The organism is Sorangium sp. So ce176 (genome assembly GCF_051519835.1).
GTDB classification, from domain to species: domain Bacteria; phylum Myxococcota_A; class Polyangia; order Polyangiales; family Polyangiaceae; genus Sorangium; species Sorangium cellulosum_G.
Genome location: NZ_CP150371.1, coordinates 7129791 through 7144277 on the forward strand (window position 1 = coordinate 7129791; position 14487 = coordinate 7144277).

The following is a 14487-nucleotide window of genomic DNA, read 5'->3' on the forward strand; positions in this document are numbered from 1 at the left end:
GGCTTATCGAGTGGGGCGCAGAGCGCGCTGAAAGGCTTGTTCCACGAGGAGAGCTCCCGGGACCGCCGGGGCCCTGGAGCGGCGATAGCGCATCCCGGGGGCGGCGATCATAGGGCATCCCCGGACGCGCGGGCCGCCTCGACCTCGGCGGCGGACGGGCCGGTGTAGCCCTTGGCGCCGGCGCCGCGGGTCTCGACGATCGGCCGGCCATCGCGGTCGAACTTGACGAGCTCGGCCTTGATCCCCGCGGCCGTCGGCCAGAAGTACCAGCGCGCCTCCATCCAGCCCACGCGGGCGCCCGGGCCCTCGGTCGGCGCGCCCGTCGCGCTGAGCTGGGCGGGCCGCGTCTCGCGGTAGCCGGCGACGGAGGCGTACGGGGGCGCGTTGAGGGTGAACTGCGTCGCGGCGATGCCGGCGAGCATCGCCAGGCCGCCGGCGATGATGACCACCTGCGGCACGCGCCGCTTCGGCGTGACCGGCTCGACCCGCGGCAGCAGGAGGTGCAGCGCGAGCAGCCCGACGAGGTACAGGCTCCCGGCGAGCATGAACGGCAGGGTGTACGAGCCGGTGAGCGTGAGCGAGCGGGCCACGAAGATCTGGAAGAGCGCGCCGCCGACGACGCCGAACGCCGTCTTGATGCCGACCACCGTCGCCATGGCGGGGCGAGGGAGGGTGTCGGAGACGAGCGTGTAGAGGTTGCTGCTCCAGCCCTGGTGCGCCGCCGCGGCGAGCGAGAGGATCGCGACAGCGACGTACACCGACGGGATGCCCGCGACGGTCGGGACGTCGACGAGCAGCCCGACGGCCATGACGGGCACCGCGGCGAGCGCGCAGGCGAGCATCGCGAGCTTGCGCGACGTGCCGACGGAGCGGCCGCTCGCGATGAGCCTCGAGGAGAGCCAGCCGCCGCCGATCGCGCCGGCGTCGGCGACGATGAACACGACGGGGATCGCGTAGGCCATGAACGTCGGCGTCAGCTTGAACTCGCTGACGAGGAACTTCGGCAGCCAGGTGAGGTAGAACCACCACGGCGCGTCGGTGAAGAACTTCGCCATCGCGATCGCGTAGACGGGCCGCATCCCGAACACCTCGCCGACGCCGAGGGGCTCGGTCGACTCCTTCGCGTCGGAGCGGATGTGCGCGAGCTCCTCGGGCGAGACCTTCGGGTGCTCCTCGGGGCGCCGGTAGAGACGCGTCCAGAAGAGGATCCACACGACGCCGACGCCGCCGAGGGTGAGGAAGCAGGCGCGCCAGCCGTACGCCTCCGCGATGCGGATCGCGAGGAGCGGGGCGAGGATGGCGCCCACGTTCGAGCCGCAGTTGAACAGCCCTGTCGCGAGCGCCCGCTCCTTCTTGGGGAACCACTCGGCGACGGTGCGCACGGCGGACGGGAAGTTGCCCGCCTCGCCGACCCCGAGCAGGAAGCGGATCGCGGCGAAGCCGCCGAAGCTGCCGACGAAGGCGTGGGCGGCGGAAGCGATGTTCCAGAGCAGGAACGTCAGGCCGAGCCCCTTGCGGGTGCCGACGCGGTCGATCCAGCGCCCCACGAACACCATGCCGAAGCCGTAGGCGAGCAGGAAGCTCACGTTGATGAGCGCGAGATCCGTCGGCCCGAGGCGCAGGTCGTTCTCGAAGAACGGGACGAGCAGCGAGAAGAGCTGCCTGTCGAGGTAGTTGATCGTCGTCGCGAAGAAGAGGAGCGCGCAGACCGTCCAGCGGACGCGGGTCATGGCGCCGGCGCTCGCCGGGGCTGCGGGGGACGCGGCGGTCATTGGTTGACTCCAGAGGCGAGGAAACCGCCGTCGACTGCGATGCTGGTGCCGGTGATGAAGCTGACAGCGTCGGAGCAGAGGAAGAGGGCAGCGCCGATCAGCTCGATGGCCTCGCCGAAGCGGCCGAGGGGCGTGCGGGTGAGCAGCTCCTGCCCGCGCGGGGTGCCCTCGAGGAGGGCGCGGTTGAGGTCGGTCACGAAGACGCCCGGCACGATGGCGTTCGTGCGGATGCCGTCCCTGGCCCACTCGGCCCCGAGGCTCTTCGTCAGCGCCAGCACGGCCGCCTTCGACGCGCCGTAGGCCGCGACCTCGTGGAACGCGACGAAGCTCGACAGCGAGGCGATGTTGACGATGCGGCCCCGGCCGCTCTCCTTGAGGGGGCCGTGGAACGACTGGCAGGCGCGCAGCATGCCGGTGACGTTCGTGTCGAGCAGGCTGCTCCACTCGGCGTCGGCGACCTCCGCCGTCGGCTTGCGGAAGGTGCGGCCGGCGCAGTTGACGAGGATGTCGACGCCGCCGAGCGCCTGGACGACGCTGTCGCGCAGGGCGTCGATCGACGCCCTGTCGCCGACGTCGCACGTCGCCTCGACCGAGCGGACGCCCCGGGCGCGGATCTCCTTGGTGACCGCCTTCGCCCGGTCCGCGCGGGTGCCGGAGGCGACGGTGTGGACCCCAGCTTCGGCGAGGCCGAGGGCGATCGCGCGCCCGATCCCGGAGGTGCCACCGACAACGACGGCCGTGCGGCCCGCGATATCGAAGAGGGTCGTCATGCTCCCAGCCATTCCCCGGCGATGCCGCCCATGAGCGCCCGCGCGTCGCGCTGGATCTGCGCGTCGGTCGGCGGGACGGGCATCGCCTCATAGCGTCGCGTCAGCGCGCGGGCGATCGACCGCCGCGAGTGACGCCATTTGTAGACGAGCTGATCGAGGACGCGCGCGTCGGAGTGCTGGGGCACGAAGGTCGGCCCGAGCATCTCCAGGCGCATCATGGTGGTCTCCTCGATCAGGCTCGGGTTGTTCATGAACCACCAGCAGCCGAACGGGAGGACGTTGGCGAACTTGCGCGCCACGACGCAGAGGCCGTGCGTGTTCTCGCGCGCGAGCGTCGTGACGAGGAAGCGGACGTCGGGGTTCTCGGCGGCGAGCCGCTCGAGCGGGACCAGATCGGCGGTGCTCACGCCGTCGCCGGCCACGCCGAGGCGGGGGTTCACCGCGCGCCGGACGCCGATCATCATCGCGAACGGCAGGTCGTGCTCGCGGCACGCGTCCAGCACGGCCCGGGGCGGGGCCGAGACCTCGTTGACGGAGATCGCGAGGTAGCGCGGCCGCATGCGGGCGATCCAGCGCTCGAGCTCGGAGGCGAGGTCGTTCGACGAGACGAGGCGATCGAGGCGCAGCGCCGCGTAGAACCGCGGATCGGCCCCGGCGCCCGCCTCCCAGACGGCGCGCTCGGCGGGGTCGGTCGGATCGTTCGTCATCGCGAGCGCGCTCACCCCGGCGAGGCGCAGCACGTCGTCCACGTGGTCCTCGACCCGGCGCGCGGCGAAGAAGGCGCGCGCTTCGCGCAGGTCCGGCGCGGCGGGGTCGAGGCCGAACGCGTCGAGGACGGTCGCGACGCCCGCGGCGGCCTCGGACAGCGGCGAGCGGCGGACGAAGAGCGCGTCCCACACGAGGTCGGCCTGCGCGGCCTTGTCGCGGACGAAGAACGCCTCGGGCGTGACCTTCGGCTCGGCGCGCAGGGTCTCTGCGACGAGGTAATGGTAGGTCAGGAGCTCGTCGACGCCCCAGAGGTTCAGCGCGCCGAACCCGGGCGCGAACAGGTGGGTGTGCAGATCGATGATGGGCGCGGCGTCGACCGCCTTGGCCACGCGCTCGGCGAGGGTCATCTCGGCACCTCGGGGGTACGGTCGTCGTTCGGATCGGCCCAGCGCTCGTTCGGCACGGTGGCGCACCAGGCCGGGCGAAGCGGGTCCTTGTCGTAGGGATACGAGCCCAGGCGCCTGTATTCCTCGGCGTAGTGGGCGAGCTTGTCGCGATCGAGGCGGACGCCAAGGCCGGGGCCCTCGGGGACGCGGATGCGGCCGTTCTTGTAGGGGAGCGGGCCTCCGCGGATCACGTCGTCTTTCAGGTGGTGGTAGTGCGCGTCGGCGGCGAACGAGAGGTTCGGGATGACGGCGCCGAGGTGGAGCATCGTCGCGAGCTGCACGCCGAGCTCGCCCGAGGAGTGGACGGCGACGCCGAGGCCGAACGTATCGCAGATGCCGGCCGCCTTCACGCAGGGCCGGATGCCGCCCCAGAACGTCGTGTCGAGCAGGATGACGTCCACAGCCGTGTCCAGCACGTTGGCGGCGAGCTGCTCGAAGTTGACGACGACGGTGTTGGTGGCGAGCGGCATCCGCACCTTCTCGCGGGTGCGCCGCATCGCGTGCAGGCCGAAGACGGGGTCTTCCAGGTAATCGTTGTTGAGGTGCTCGATCGCCTGGCCGAAGCGGATGCCCTGCTCCGTCGACCAGACGGCGTTCGGATCGAAGCGGATACGGTCACCCCCGACGGCCTCGGCCACGGCGCGGTAGCACTCGAGCTCGACATCGGGGTGGAACACGCCGCCCTTGAGCTTGTGGGAGGTGAACCCGTGCTTCTTCTTCAGCGCCCTCGCCTCGTCGGCGAGCTGCTCCGGCGTGCGCACCTCGCCCGAGCCGTCGGCGTTCGGATACCGGAAGAAGAGGTAGGAGGCAAAGGGGACTTCGTCCTGGAGCTTGCCGCCAAGGACGTCGTGGACCGGCACGCCCCAGGCCTGCCCGATCAGGTCGAGGCAGGCGAACTCGAGGGCGGCGAGGATCTGGGTGCGGTTGTTGTAGAGGGAGGCCGTCGGGTTCGCGATCTTGAACCGCATCTCCTCGAGGCGGGCGGGGTCGTGGCCGACGAGGTAGGCCTTCATCGCGCGGAACACGGCCTCGGCCGACTCGCCGCCGCCGCCCATCTCGCCGAGGCCGATGAGGCCGCTATCGGCCTCGACCTCGACGATCGTGCGCACGAAGCGGCCCCAGTGACAGCCGTTCGCGTGGCGCAGGGGCGCCTCGAGCGGCACGGTGACGGTGGTGGCGCGGATATCAACGATTCTCATGCAGGACGGCACTCCAGGGATCCGGGCTGCCGGCGTCCGACGCCCCGGCCTTCGCGGACACCAAAGACATCAATCGCTCGGAATTGCAACCATCACTACATGAGTCACCGACGGATGCGCGGCGGCCTTCCTTGTCGATGCGACCCAGCGACCGGCTTTCCCGCCAGGGCATCAACCCGTCTTCAGCGCTCCTGTGTGCACCGACAAAAGCATCCCGGTCGGCAGCGACAACCTGCCTCGGTCCGTCCCCGCTCGATCTGCTGCGCCTCGCGGGGACGCGAGCGGTGGCTGCAAAATTTCAACGGGCTCGCACGCACAACGTCTTACGTACGGCGCCCAGGAATTCCCAGACCCTGGTGAACTGATCACGCGTCGCGCTCCGAGGGGCGCGGATGCTGACGCCTCGTCGACGACGCTGCGCCGCACCGTTTCGCTGGAGTTTCAAAAGTTCGGCGAGCGTATTGGAGCGCCTCCCGGCCGGCGGCCGTGGATCAAAAAAGGCGCTCGTCGTGATTGATCGGGACGGCGAGCCGGCACTAGGGATGTGAGCCGCGCTCACTCACCGCCGGCACGCCCGCCGGGCCTCGCCATCGCTCTCGCGTTCGTGGCGCCCTGCGCCTGACGGATGATCTCGTGCTGCCCTCGCGACCGGAGAACCCCCATGCAGATGCCCTGGCCCCCTCGATTCACCGCACATTTTTCCGCGCCTCGGCTCGTCGTCTGGGTGGCCCAGATCGCGGCGCTCACCGTGGCCTGCAACGCAGGTCCGGAGGCGCCCGGGAGCGGTGTCGACGCCGGAGCGGGGGGAACGGGCGGAGGCGCGCAGCCTGGACCGAGCAGTTCGACGGCGGGGGCGAGCGGCGCCTCGACCTCGTCGGGGGCTGCCGGGGGTGAGGGCGGGGGGAACGACGGTGAAGCGGCCGGCGGGGCGGGGGGTTCGGCGGGGTCGGCCAGCGTGGCTGGCAGCGGTGGTGGCGGGTCGGGCGGGATGGGGCCGCTGCAGGACATCACGATCTGGATCGCGGGCGACTCCACGGTCGCCAACGGGCAGACCCCCTGTCCGGCGGGCTGGGGCGGCTCGTTCGCCGCGCTCTTCGACGATCGCGTCACCGTGGTGAACAGCGCCGTCGGCGGCCGGAGCGTGCGCACCTGGCTGTACTATGTGAAGACCGCGATGGACAGCGCCGGGGAGTGCGAGCTCGACCGCGACGCGAGCGGCGAGCCGGTGCTGCAGGACCGGTGGGTCCGGATGCTCGACGACATGAAGACGGGCGACTACCTGTTCATCCAGTTCGGCATCAACGACGGCTCGCGCACCTGCGACAGGCACGTGGGGCTCGACGCCTTCAAGAGCAGCTATGGAATGATGGCCCGCGCGGCCAAGGAGCGGGGCGCGAAGCCGGTATTCGTGACGCCCGTGAGCGCGATCGCCTGCGACGGCAGCACGGCGCGGGGGACGCGCGGCGGCTACGTGACGGCGACGCAGGAGGCGGGCGCGGAGTACGGCGTGCCGGTGATCGACCTCCACGAGCGCAGCGTCGCGCTGTACAACGCCCTGGGCTTCTGCCCTGTCCCCGGGGGCGACGTGAGCGCGACGACCAGCGGGCCCGTCGGCGAGTTCTTCTGCGATGATCACACGCACTTCGCGCGCTCCGGCGCGGCGCAGATCGCGGGGCTCGTGGCCGGGGCCATCCGCGATCAGGCGATCGGACTGGCGGCGTACCTCGAGTGAGGCCGCGCCCGCGGGGCGGGCTCAGAGGCCGATGTCCTCGCGGATGGCGGCCACGATCTTGCAGTGGTTCACGAGGTCGTCCGTTGTCTTGACCTCGCTCGTGTAATTGAGGCCGTAGGGCCAGAAATGCTGGGCGTCCGCGTGCACGAGGTCGGCGTCGTTCCCGGTGATGGCCCTGAGCTGGCTGGTCGCCTTCGCGCCCGTGAAGATGCCGTCCACCACCAGGGCACCGAACTCCCTGCTGCCGACCCCCACCGTGTGCGCGATCTCGTGCATGGCGGTGATGTGGTTCATGGAGCTGAGCGCGCCGAACCGGATGGAGCCGTTGACGTTGCCGTCGGCCGTCGCGACCGACGGCTCGAAGGACACCCGCAGGCTCTTCTCGATGCTCGTGTGGCAGTTGTAGTACGACAGCGCTTCATCCATGGCGCTCGTGATCATGTCGTACGCGGACTGCTGCTCCGCCGTCGGCGTGGGCACCGTCGCGAGCGCGTAGGTGATTCCGCCCATCCCGACGCAGCCGGTTTCCTCACCGCCGGTGCCGGCGGCGCCGCCGGTGCCGCCGGTGCCGCCGGTGCCGCCGGTGCCGCCGGTGCCGCCGGTGCCGGTGCCGCCGGCGCCACCAGGGGCCGCGCCACCGCTCCCCTCCGAGTTGCCGCCCGCAGCGCCGTCGCCGCCGGCGCCGCCGCTGGCCGAGGTCTGTCCGCCGGCGGCAGCAGCGCCGCCGCTCCCGCTCGCGACGCTGCTGCCGCCGAGGTCCGCAGGGCTGTCGCCCGAGCCCGTGCACGCGACGGGACCAGCCGCCGCGAGCGCGAGGAAAAGGATGTTCGTCGCCAGTTGCCTCAGCATGTCTCGTACTCCTTCCAGGGAAGCTTGCATCATCAGTCCAGACCCGAAGGGCGCCCGTGGCCGCGCGCGCTCGCCAGCAGCCGGCGAAGCCGCGCCATCGCCCTCTCACCGGCAAGGCCAGGGGTCAATTCGCTGGTGAGGGCGGTGACTGGGCCGGTAGCCACGGCGGAAGATTGAAGCAGATTCGTAAGCATGACGGGCTCTTGCGTGGCTCGAGAACCAACCGACTCAAGATTGAAGCAGATTCGTAAGCATGACGGGCTCTTGCGTGGCTCGAGAACCAACCGACTCAGGTTGGCAACCAACCGACTCAGGTTGGGGCGAACCAACCGACTCCAAGGTCACCCCAACTCAGGTTGAGGTAACCAGAACCAACCGACTCAGGTCAGAACCAACCGACTCAGGTTGAGGTCACCCGACTACCGAGGTCGCGCCGGTACTGGCGGAACACGTTCCGCCTGGCGGCCGCCACCCACGGCACGACACACCTCTGGTCGGGGCAGGAGAGTCGCACAGGTACAGGCGGATCACATGGCGGCCGCCACCCACAGAGCGTGATAAATCCTCGGAATTATTCGCCATGACCGCGGCACAGCGTTTGTCTGCAACGCGACTCAAGTTCGGGTAGCAGCAGGGGGAGCAACGCAAGTTCGGGTAGCACGAGGAGCAAAGGCAGTGACGGATTGGCTGGTGGCCGCCACCCAAGGCGCATGGCAACTCCTCGAAATTACTCGCCACAACCCCCGGCACGGAGTTTGTCAGTGTACGGCGGCCATGAGCCACCCCCGCGAGATCGCTCCAGGCGCTACCTACCTCATCACCCGTCGCGTCGTGCGACGACATTTCCTCCTCCGCCCCGATGCGGCCATCACCCAGCTCCTGGTTTACGCACTCGCAGTCTCGACCCGCCGCTACGGCATCGAAGTCCACGCGCTCTGCGCAATGTCAACGCATCTGCACCTCGTCGTGACCGATGTGAATGGCGTCCTCCCTCGCTTTCTGCAATTTTTCCATCGCATCGTCGCTCTCGGCACGAAAGTGCTCCGTAAATGGGACGGGCCGGTATGGGATCACGAAGCCACCAGCGTGGTGCGGCTGCTTACACGAGCGGCAGTGGTGGAAAAGATCGCCTACGTCATCGCGAATCCTGTAGCCGCCGGCCTCGTCCGGCATGCGCGCGAGTGGCCGGGCGCCAAGGTGGATGCGGGCGAGCTCGGTCAGGGCCTGCTGCGCGCGGCGCGCCCAGCGGCGTACCTCGACCCGGAGAATCCACAGTGGCCGGACGCAGTGACGCTCCCGCTCGCACTGCCGCCCGGCATCGAGCACGACGGCGCTGAGCGCTTTCGTCGTGATGTCGCCGCCGAGCTCGAGAGACAGGAAGCTGACGCGCATGCGGAGAGGCAGCGGCAGGGACTCGGTTTCTTGGGCGTCGCGCGAGTCAGCTCGATCTCCCCCTACGAGCGTGCCACGAGCTTCGAGACACTGCGCGATCGCAATCCGACGTTCGCGGTCGGTCGTGAGCAGGGTGACGCATGGCGAATCGCTGGTGCCGCTGTACGAGCATTTCGCGCGTCGTATCACGCAGCGCTCGAGCGGTGGTGCGCCGGCGTGCGCAGCGTGGTATTCCCCTCGGGGACGTGGTGGATGCGCACGTTTCATGGCGTGAACGTGACCGAGATCGTGCCCACGATGTAGACACTTCGCGGGGGCGCGACACAGTCAGGGGGCAACCGCGGGCGATGGATTCGACGCGTCGGAATGGGAAACGTTCGTCTTCAAAGCGCGGAGCGGGCGACAGATCCTTCACACGACGGCGCGAAGGATGAGCATCGGTTCGGCTGGTTCGAGCGCGTACGAAGCAGCGTATGAGCGAGTTATTGTAGGCGCTTGACAAGCAGCGGGCAATCGGGTCGAGCGGGACCTCAAACCCGGGTCGGGTCGCCACCGGTCGCAACTGCGGACGGCTCAACCTCGGACGGCTCAACCTGGGTCAGATACCTTACCTCAGCTCTCGGACGGCTCCGGACGGCTCAACCTGGGTCAGATATCTCAACTCCGGATAGCTCAACCACGGCTGGGTCGGGGCGGGTCGGCGGCGGGGTCGGCGGCGCTCAACCCGGGTCGGGGCGGCTCCTCGTCGGCTCCTCGTCGGCTCCTCAACCCGGGTCGGGGCGGCCGGGGCGGCCGGCCCAACCCGGGTCGGGGCGGCCGGCCGGCCGGCTGACGGCGAACCCCAGGGCCTCCACGCTCGCGCAGGCCTCGCCGTCCCAGCCGAGCCGCGGATCCAGGTGCAGCTCGCCCATCGCGAGCCGGGCGGACAGCGCAATCAACGCGCCGACCTCGACCGCCTCCAGCTCGGCCCCAGCGTCGCCTGCGAAGGGCGGGCAGAGCACCCGCCCGGCTGGTGCGAGCGCGAGCGCGGCGCGAGGTAGCTCACCGAGCGCCGCGCCGAGAGCGGCGAGGTCGCGGCCGATGACATGGGGCTCGGTGTTCGCCGGCCAGATCCAGACCGTGATCCCTGGCAGGTCTGCGACGCAGGCCGCCGCCGCGCGCTCGGGCGGCAGCGCGAGGCCGCGGGTACCGAGGCGCAAGGCCGCCACCGCAGCGACAGCGAGCCCCGGTGGGGCGAGCGTCAGCGCCGCGAGGCGACCCAGGTTGCGGTTCGCCGCGGTCCGCCGCACGGCAATCCCGGCGAGCTCGTCCGGCCGGTCGTAGACGAGCTCGACCTCGCGCTGCACCGCGACGTGCGGCGACGTCTGCGCCGCCGCGGCGAGCGCCCGCTCGCGCGCCTCGCCGTCCGGCGCCGGCCCGCCGCCCCTCTCCGGAGGCGGCGCGGTCTCCTCGATCTCCAGGCGCTCGCGGAGGAGCTGGGCCACCCGCGCGGGCAACCCCAGTGAGCCGAGCGCCCAGGCGGCGGCGAACCAGTCCACCGGCACCGCGGGCCCCCCGAGCGCCAGCGCCTCGGCCGTGGCGTGATCCCAGGCGGCGAGCGCCGCCCCGAGCGGGTGCCCGAGCTCACGAAAGATCGCCCCCGCCTCGTCGAGCGCCGCCGCGGCGCCGGGATCGCCGAGGTCTCGCCGCGCGCGCCCGATCGCCCGCGCGGCATAGGCGATCCAGGTCCGGAGCGGCGGCGCCGCGCGCTCGGCGACGTCGCGGGCGCAGGTCGCCAGCGCGAGCGCGTCGTCGGCGCGGCCGAGCTCGAGGGCGAGCTCCGAGAGGAACGTGAGCGCGCGGGCGCGGCCGAAAGCGTCGCCTAGACACGCGCAGAGCCACTCCTGCCGCTGGAGCGGGGCGCGGGCGCGCTCGAGGGCGCCGAGCCCGAGCGCCGCCGCGCCGAGCTGGCCGCAGGCGATCGCCTCGCCCACGGCGTCGCCGCGGCGCCGGTGGAGCTCGGCGGCGTGCTCGAGCAGCGCCTCGGCCGCGCCGTACGCGCCGAGGGCCACGTACAGCGTGCCGAGCGAATTCAGGATCTGCGCCCGCTCGCCGAGGAACGGCTCCGAGCGGCGCAGGGCCGACAGCAGCGTGCGCTGCGCCGCCGCGGCGTCGCCGAGGAGCCGCTCGGCCGTCCCGCGGTAATGGTCGGCGACGACGGCAGCGCGCCGGCCGGGATCGCCCGCTGCCGCGATGGCGCCGAGCTCCACCACGGCTGCGTCGCAGGCGGACTGCGCGTCGCGGCGCATGCGCGCGAGCGCCGCCTCGCACCGCGCGAGATCCCGGGCCTCCGCCTCGCCCTCACGGTCGAACGCGGCCGCGGCGCCGTCGAGGTGCACGACCGCGGCGTCGAGCGCGCCCTCGCGCAGCGCGATCGCGCCCCGCCCGAAGCCGAGCGCGGCCGCGAGGAGCGCGCCCCCGGCAGGCGCCGCCGCAGGATCGCGGACGGCGTCGAGAAGCTCCTCGAGGCGGTCGAGCTCCGCGTGGACCTCGGCGGCCGGCGCGCTGCGGAGCAGCCGCGGCAGAGGCGACACGCTGTCCAGCGGGTCAAGCGGGAGCACAGCGCTCCTCCGGCTCCCCCGCGGCCTCGTCGGCCCGCATCGCGCCCTCGCCCGCGCTCCGCCCCGCCCCGCGCGCGAGCGCGTGCAGCGCCGCCTTCACGGCCTCGATCGACAGCTCTGGCCGCGCGGCGCGGATCCGGGCGACATGCGCTGTCACGTGGGGCGCCGCGAACGAGGTGCCGGTCCAGCGCCGCTCGCCGCCGCCAAGCGCGGGCGCGAGCACCTCGTCGCCGGGCGCGAGGATCTCATGGTCCAGCGTGAGCTCGCTCCGGAGCGCCTCGGGGTCACGGAAAGGCCCCCGGCCGACGCCGATCAGCGACTTGAAGCGCCCTGGATACGTGCGGAACGCCGCCGTGTTCGGGCCGGCGGCCACGAGCACGACCTCCGCCGTGTAGGCGGCGTCCGCGACCTCGTAGAGCTCGACGAGCGACCGATGGTCGCCGGGGCGGAGCGGCGCGCCCTTCGGGATATCGATGCCGAGGCTCAGGTTGACCACCGAGAAGCGCTCGCGGACGCAGAAGCGCAGCGCGGCGATCAGCCCGTCGCGCGAGCACCGCCCGTCCTCGCCGAGCGCGCGGACGCTCGTGATCTCCGCCCCACGCGCCATGCGGTGGACGATGCCCGCGCAGGCGGTCCCGTGCCCGCTGACGTCGCCCGGCGCGCACGGCTCCACCTCGTGCGCGGCGCCGCGCCGGATCAGCGCGACGTGCCGCAGCGCCGCGGCCCGCAGCGCCGGGTGCGACGCGTCGACGCCGGAGTCGATCAGCGCGACCCGCACGCCGGCGCCGCGGCGCTCCATCGGGCGCGAGGCCTCGCCTTCCTCGCCGCCCGGTCCTGCCGGAGAGGCCTCGGTCACGCCGCGCTCCCCTCCCCGTCCCCGGGCAGCCCGTGCGCGCCGCCCGCGTAAGCGTCGATCCGCGCGAGCAGGTCGAGCGCGAGGCGGGCCTCGGCCTCGCCGCGCTCGGCGAGCCGCCCCACCACCGCCGCGAGCTCCAGGCGCCGGCGGTACTCGGGCGTGAGGCGGAGCGCATGGATGTGCCGCTCGAGCGCGGCGCGGAGCGAGGTCGGCGGCGGAGCCGCCCCTCCCGGGGCCGGCGGGGGCGCCCCTCCCGGGGCCGGCGGGGCCGCTCCTTCTCGCGCCGCCGGACCGGCCCCTTCCCGGGCCGGCTCGGCCGCGCTCGCCGCCGCCTGACCTGGCGCCTGCGCGAGCAGGTCGGGCATGGCGCGCGCGAAGAGCTCGAAGACGACGCGCTCGGTGCGGAACGACTCCACGGTGAGCGCGAGGACCTCGGCGAGCCGCTCGGCCATGTCGAGCTCCCGCCCTCCGAGCGGCGCGTCCCGGGAGAAGAGCGCGGCGCCGCCCACCGTCGCCGCGCCGACGCGGATCGGCACGAAGATCGCGGCCGCCGGCGAGAAAGCCAGGAGCGGCCGGAGCGGCGCGATCATCGGGTCGTCGTGGGACAGCGCCACCGCGTGCCCGCCGCCGCCGCCGAGCAGGTACGCGAACGGGGTGCCGCTCGGCGGGAACTCCGCGCCCGAGGGGCGGAAGCCGGCCGCGTCGGCGACGACGGGGACCGTGAGCCGCCCGAGCGCCTCCATCTCGAGCGCCACGAGCGCCTCCGAGCACGGCACAGCGAGGCAGGCGAAGCGCAGGTGCTCGCCGAGCCCGCGCACGCGCGCCTCGACAGCGCCGAGGAGCGCCGCCGACTCGACGGTCGAGAGCAGGTCGCGCAGGCGCGCGGTGAACGGGGCGAGCGGCGAGCGCAGCGCGTGCGGGAGGGGCGCGACGGCCCGCCCCGGGGCGGGCGGTACGCCCGGCGCGGAGCGATCGGCGAGCGGCATGGGGCCGCGATGCTACCTCCGGAGCGCGCCGGAGCGAACCGCCATGACGCCCGCGCCGCCCACCGCCCGCCGCCCGCCGCCCGCCGCCATGACGCCCGCGCCGCCCGCCGAGAGCCAGACACCCGCCGCCCCGCCGAGAGCCGCGACGACCGGAGCCCGCCCCGCAAGATGCCCTCCGGCCGCGACGCGAGGTTCCGGTTGACGTGCTGCGCCCCTCTCCTAGCATGCAAGGGCATGCGGCTTTCCGGCTGCCCCGCGCACCGTCCGAGGCGATTGTCCGCGCGCGCGGCGCAAGGGCCGCGGTCCACGGCCATGAAGGCCCTCGCCCCGGCGCGGGCGCGATGAGCCCGCCTCTCCGAGAGCGGCGGCGCCGCCTCGCCGTCGTGCTGTGGGGTGTCCTCGGCGTCGTGGCCGTCCTGGTCGAGGCCATCTATCGCCTCGGCACGCTGGCTGTTCGCATCCTGACAACGCATGCATTCACCACGGGCCAGCTCATCCTGCTGGCCGCGTGGACGGTCGTGATCATCTATTTCGAGGGATACAGGGGCTTTCAGCAGCGCTTCTCGCCGCGGGTCGTCGCGCGCGCGCTCCACCTCGCGGAGCACCGGCGGCCGCTCCACGTCGCGCTGGCGCCGCTCTACTGCATGGCGCTCCTCCACGCGACGCGCCGCCGGCTGATCGCGACGTGGGCGCTCATCGCGGGCATCGTGGCGCTCATCCTGCTCGTGCGGCAGATGCCCCCGCCGTACCGCGCGATCGTCGACGCGGGCGTCGCGCTCGCGCTCGCCTGGGGGACCGTATCCATCCTCGTGTACCTCGCGCAGGGGCTCGCCGGCCGCCCGCTCGGCATCGCGCCGGACGTACCGGAAGCTGCGTCCCAGCCCACGGGCAGCACGGAGGACCTCGCCCGCCACACGGTCCAGGCGAGCGGCCCCATCGAGCCGTGAGGCCCGACAGGCAAGCGCGCTCCCTCCGCGGTCCTTGAGACCCGACAGACAAGCGATCTGTGCCTGCATGTCGTGATGCCCGTGCGGGCGGGCAACCTCCGCAGGCAGAGCCGATCGGCAGACGAGCGAGCGGCCCCTGCGCTGGAGAGCCGGACACAACCGCAACACAGCCCAGCGCCCTCCGAGCGGACGAGCGTCCGCGCGATATGCCCTGAGCCGAACCGCGTTGC

11 protein-coding genes are annotated in these 14487 nt (G+C 72.5%); 3 read left to right on the forward strand and 8 right to left on the reverse strand.

All coding sequences use genetic code 11. The features are described 5' to 3' along the window. Positions 1-107: 107 nt before the first annotated feature. The 4 genes from WMF42_RS26680 to WMF42_RS26695 are packed head-to-tail and all read right to left on the reverse strand — an operon-like array spanning position 108 to position 4895. Positions 108-1772 carry an MFS transporter gene (locus tag WMF42_RS26680; RefSeq protein WP_437685568.1) on the reverse strand — a complete coding sequence of 555 codons (1665 nt, stop codon included), beginning with the start codon at positions 1770-1772 and terminating at the stop codon, positions 108-110. Beyond that, positions 1769-2542, reverse strand: coding sequence for an SDR family NAD(P)-dependent oxidoreductase (locus WMF42_RS26685; protein WP_437685570.1), 774 nt, complete (start codon positions 2540-2542; stop codon positions 1769-1771). The genes WMF42_RS26680 and WMF42_RS26685 overlap by 4 nt, the downstream gene beginning before the upstream one ends. After that, the gene (locus WMF42_RS26690; RefSeq protein ID WP_437685572.1) at positions 2539-3657 is read right to left on the reverse strand and encodes a hypothetical protein; all 1119 of its coding nucleotides are present in this window, start codon (positions 3655-3657) and stop codon (positions 2539-2541) included. The genes WMF42_RS26685 and WMF42_RS26690 overlap by 4 nt, the downstream gene beginning before the upstream one ends. Then, entirely contained in the window at positions 3654-4895 is a 1242-nt protein-coding gene (locus WMF42_RS26695) for an enolase C-terminal domain-like protein (protein ID WP_061605481.1), read from the reverse strand. The genes WMF42_RS26690 and WMF42_RS26695 overlap by 4 nt, the downstream gene beginning before the upstream one ends. Positions 4896-5556: 661 nt before the next feature. Between WMF42_RS26695 and WMF42_RS26700 the strand changes: the two genes are divergently transcribed. Beyond that, a complete protein-coding gene (locus WMF42_RS26700) occupies positions 5557-6627 on the forward strand; it encodes a GDSL-type esterase/lipase family protein (protein ID WP_437685573.1) in 1071 nt (356 codons plus the stop codon). A 21-nt stretch (positions 6628-6648) separates the two neighbouring features. Here the strand turns inward: WMF42_RS26700 and WMF42_RS26705 are convergent, their stop codons facing one another. Then, positions 6649-7476: a hypothetical protein gene (locus WMF42_RS26705; protein WP_437685575.1), complete on the reverse strand. Its 828-nt coding sequence runs from the start codon at positions 7474-7476 to the stop codon at positions 6649-6651. 774 nt (positions 7477-8250) lie between these two features. Between WMF42_RS26705 and WMF42_RS26710 the strand changes: the two genes are divergently transcribed. Beyond that, a complete protein-coding gene (locus WMF42_RS26710; RefSeq protein WP_081426181.1) occupies positions 8251-9171 on the forward strand; it encodes a transposase in 921 nt (306 codons plus the stop codon). A 461-nt stretch (positions 9172-9632) separates the two neighbouring features. Here WMF42_RS26710 and WMF42_RS26715 read toward each other — a convergent pair whose 3' ends face one another. From WMF42_RS26715 to WMF42_RS26725, 3 genes are read right to left on the reverse strand one after another with little or no spacing between them, the layout of a single operon-like run. Further along, on the reverse strand, positions 9633-11468 hold the full coding sequence (locus WMF42_RS26715) for a hypothetical protein (protein ID WP_437685577.1): 1836 nt from the start codon (positions 11466-11468) through the stop codon (positions 9633-9635). Then, positions 11455-12324 (reverse strand): S8 family peptidase, encoded by an 870-nt coding sequence (locus tag WMF42_RS26720; RefSeq protein ID WP_437685579.1) that lies wholly within the window; start codon positions 12322-12324, stop codon positions 11455-11457. Before WMF42_RS26720 ends, WMF42_RS26715 begins: the two co-directional genes overlap by 14 nt. Continuing rightward, positions 12321-13310 (reverse strand): hypothetical protein, encoded by a 990-nt coding sequence (locus WMF42_RS26725; protein ID WP_437685580.1) that lies wholly within the window; start codon positions 13308-13310, stop codon positions 12321-12323. The genes WMF42_RS26720 and WMF42_RS26725 overlap by 4 nt, the downstream gene beginning before the upstream one ends. A 341-nt stretch (positions 13311-13651) precedes the next feature. Here WMF42_RS26725 and WMF42_RS26730 point away from each other — a divergent pair, with 341 nt between their 5' ends. Beyond that, positions 13652-14257, forward strand: a complete 606-nt coding sequence (locus WMF42_RS26730; protein ID WP_437685582.1) for a hypothetical protein — start codon at positions 13652-13654, stop codon at positions 14255-14257. Positions 14258-14487: the final 230 nt, after the last annotated feature.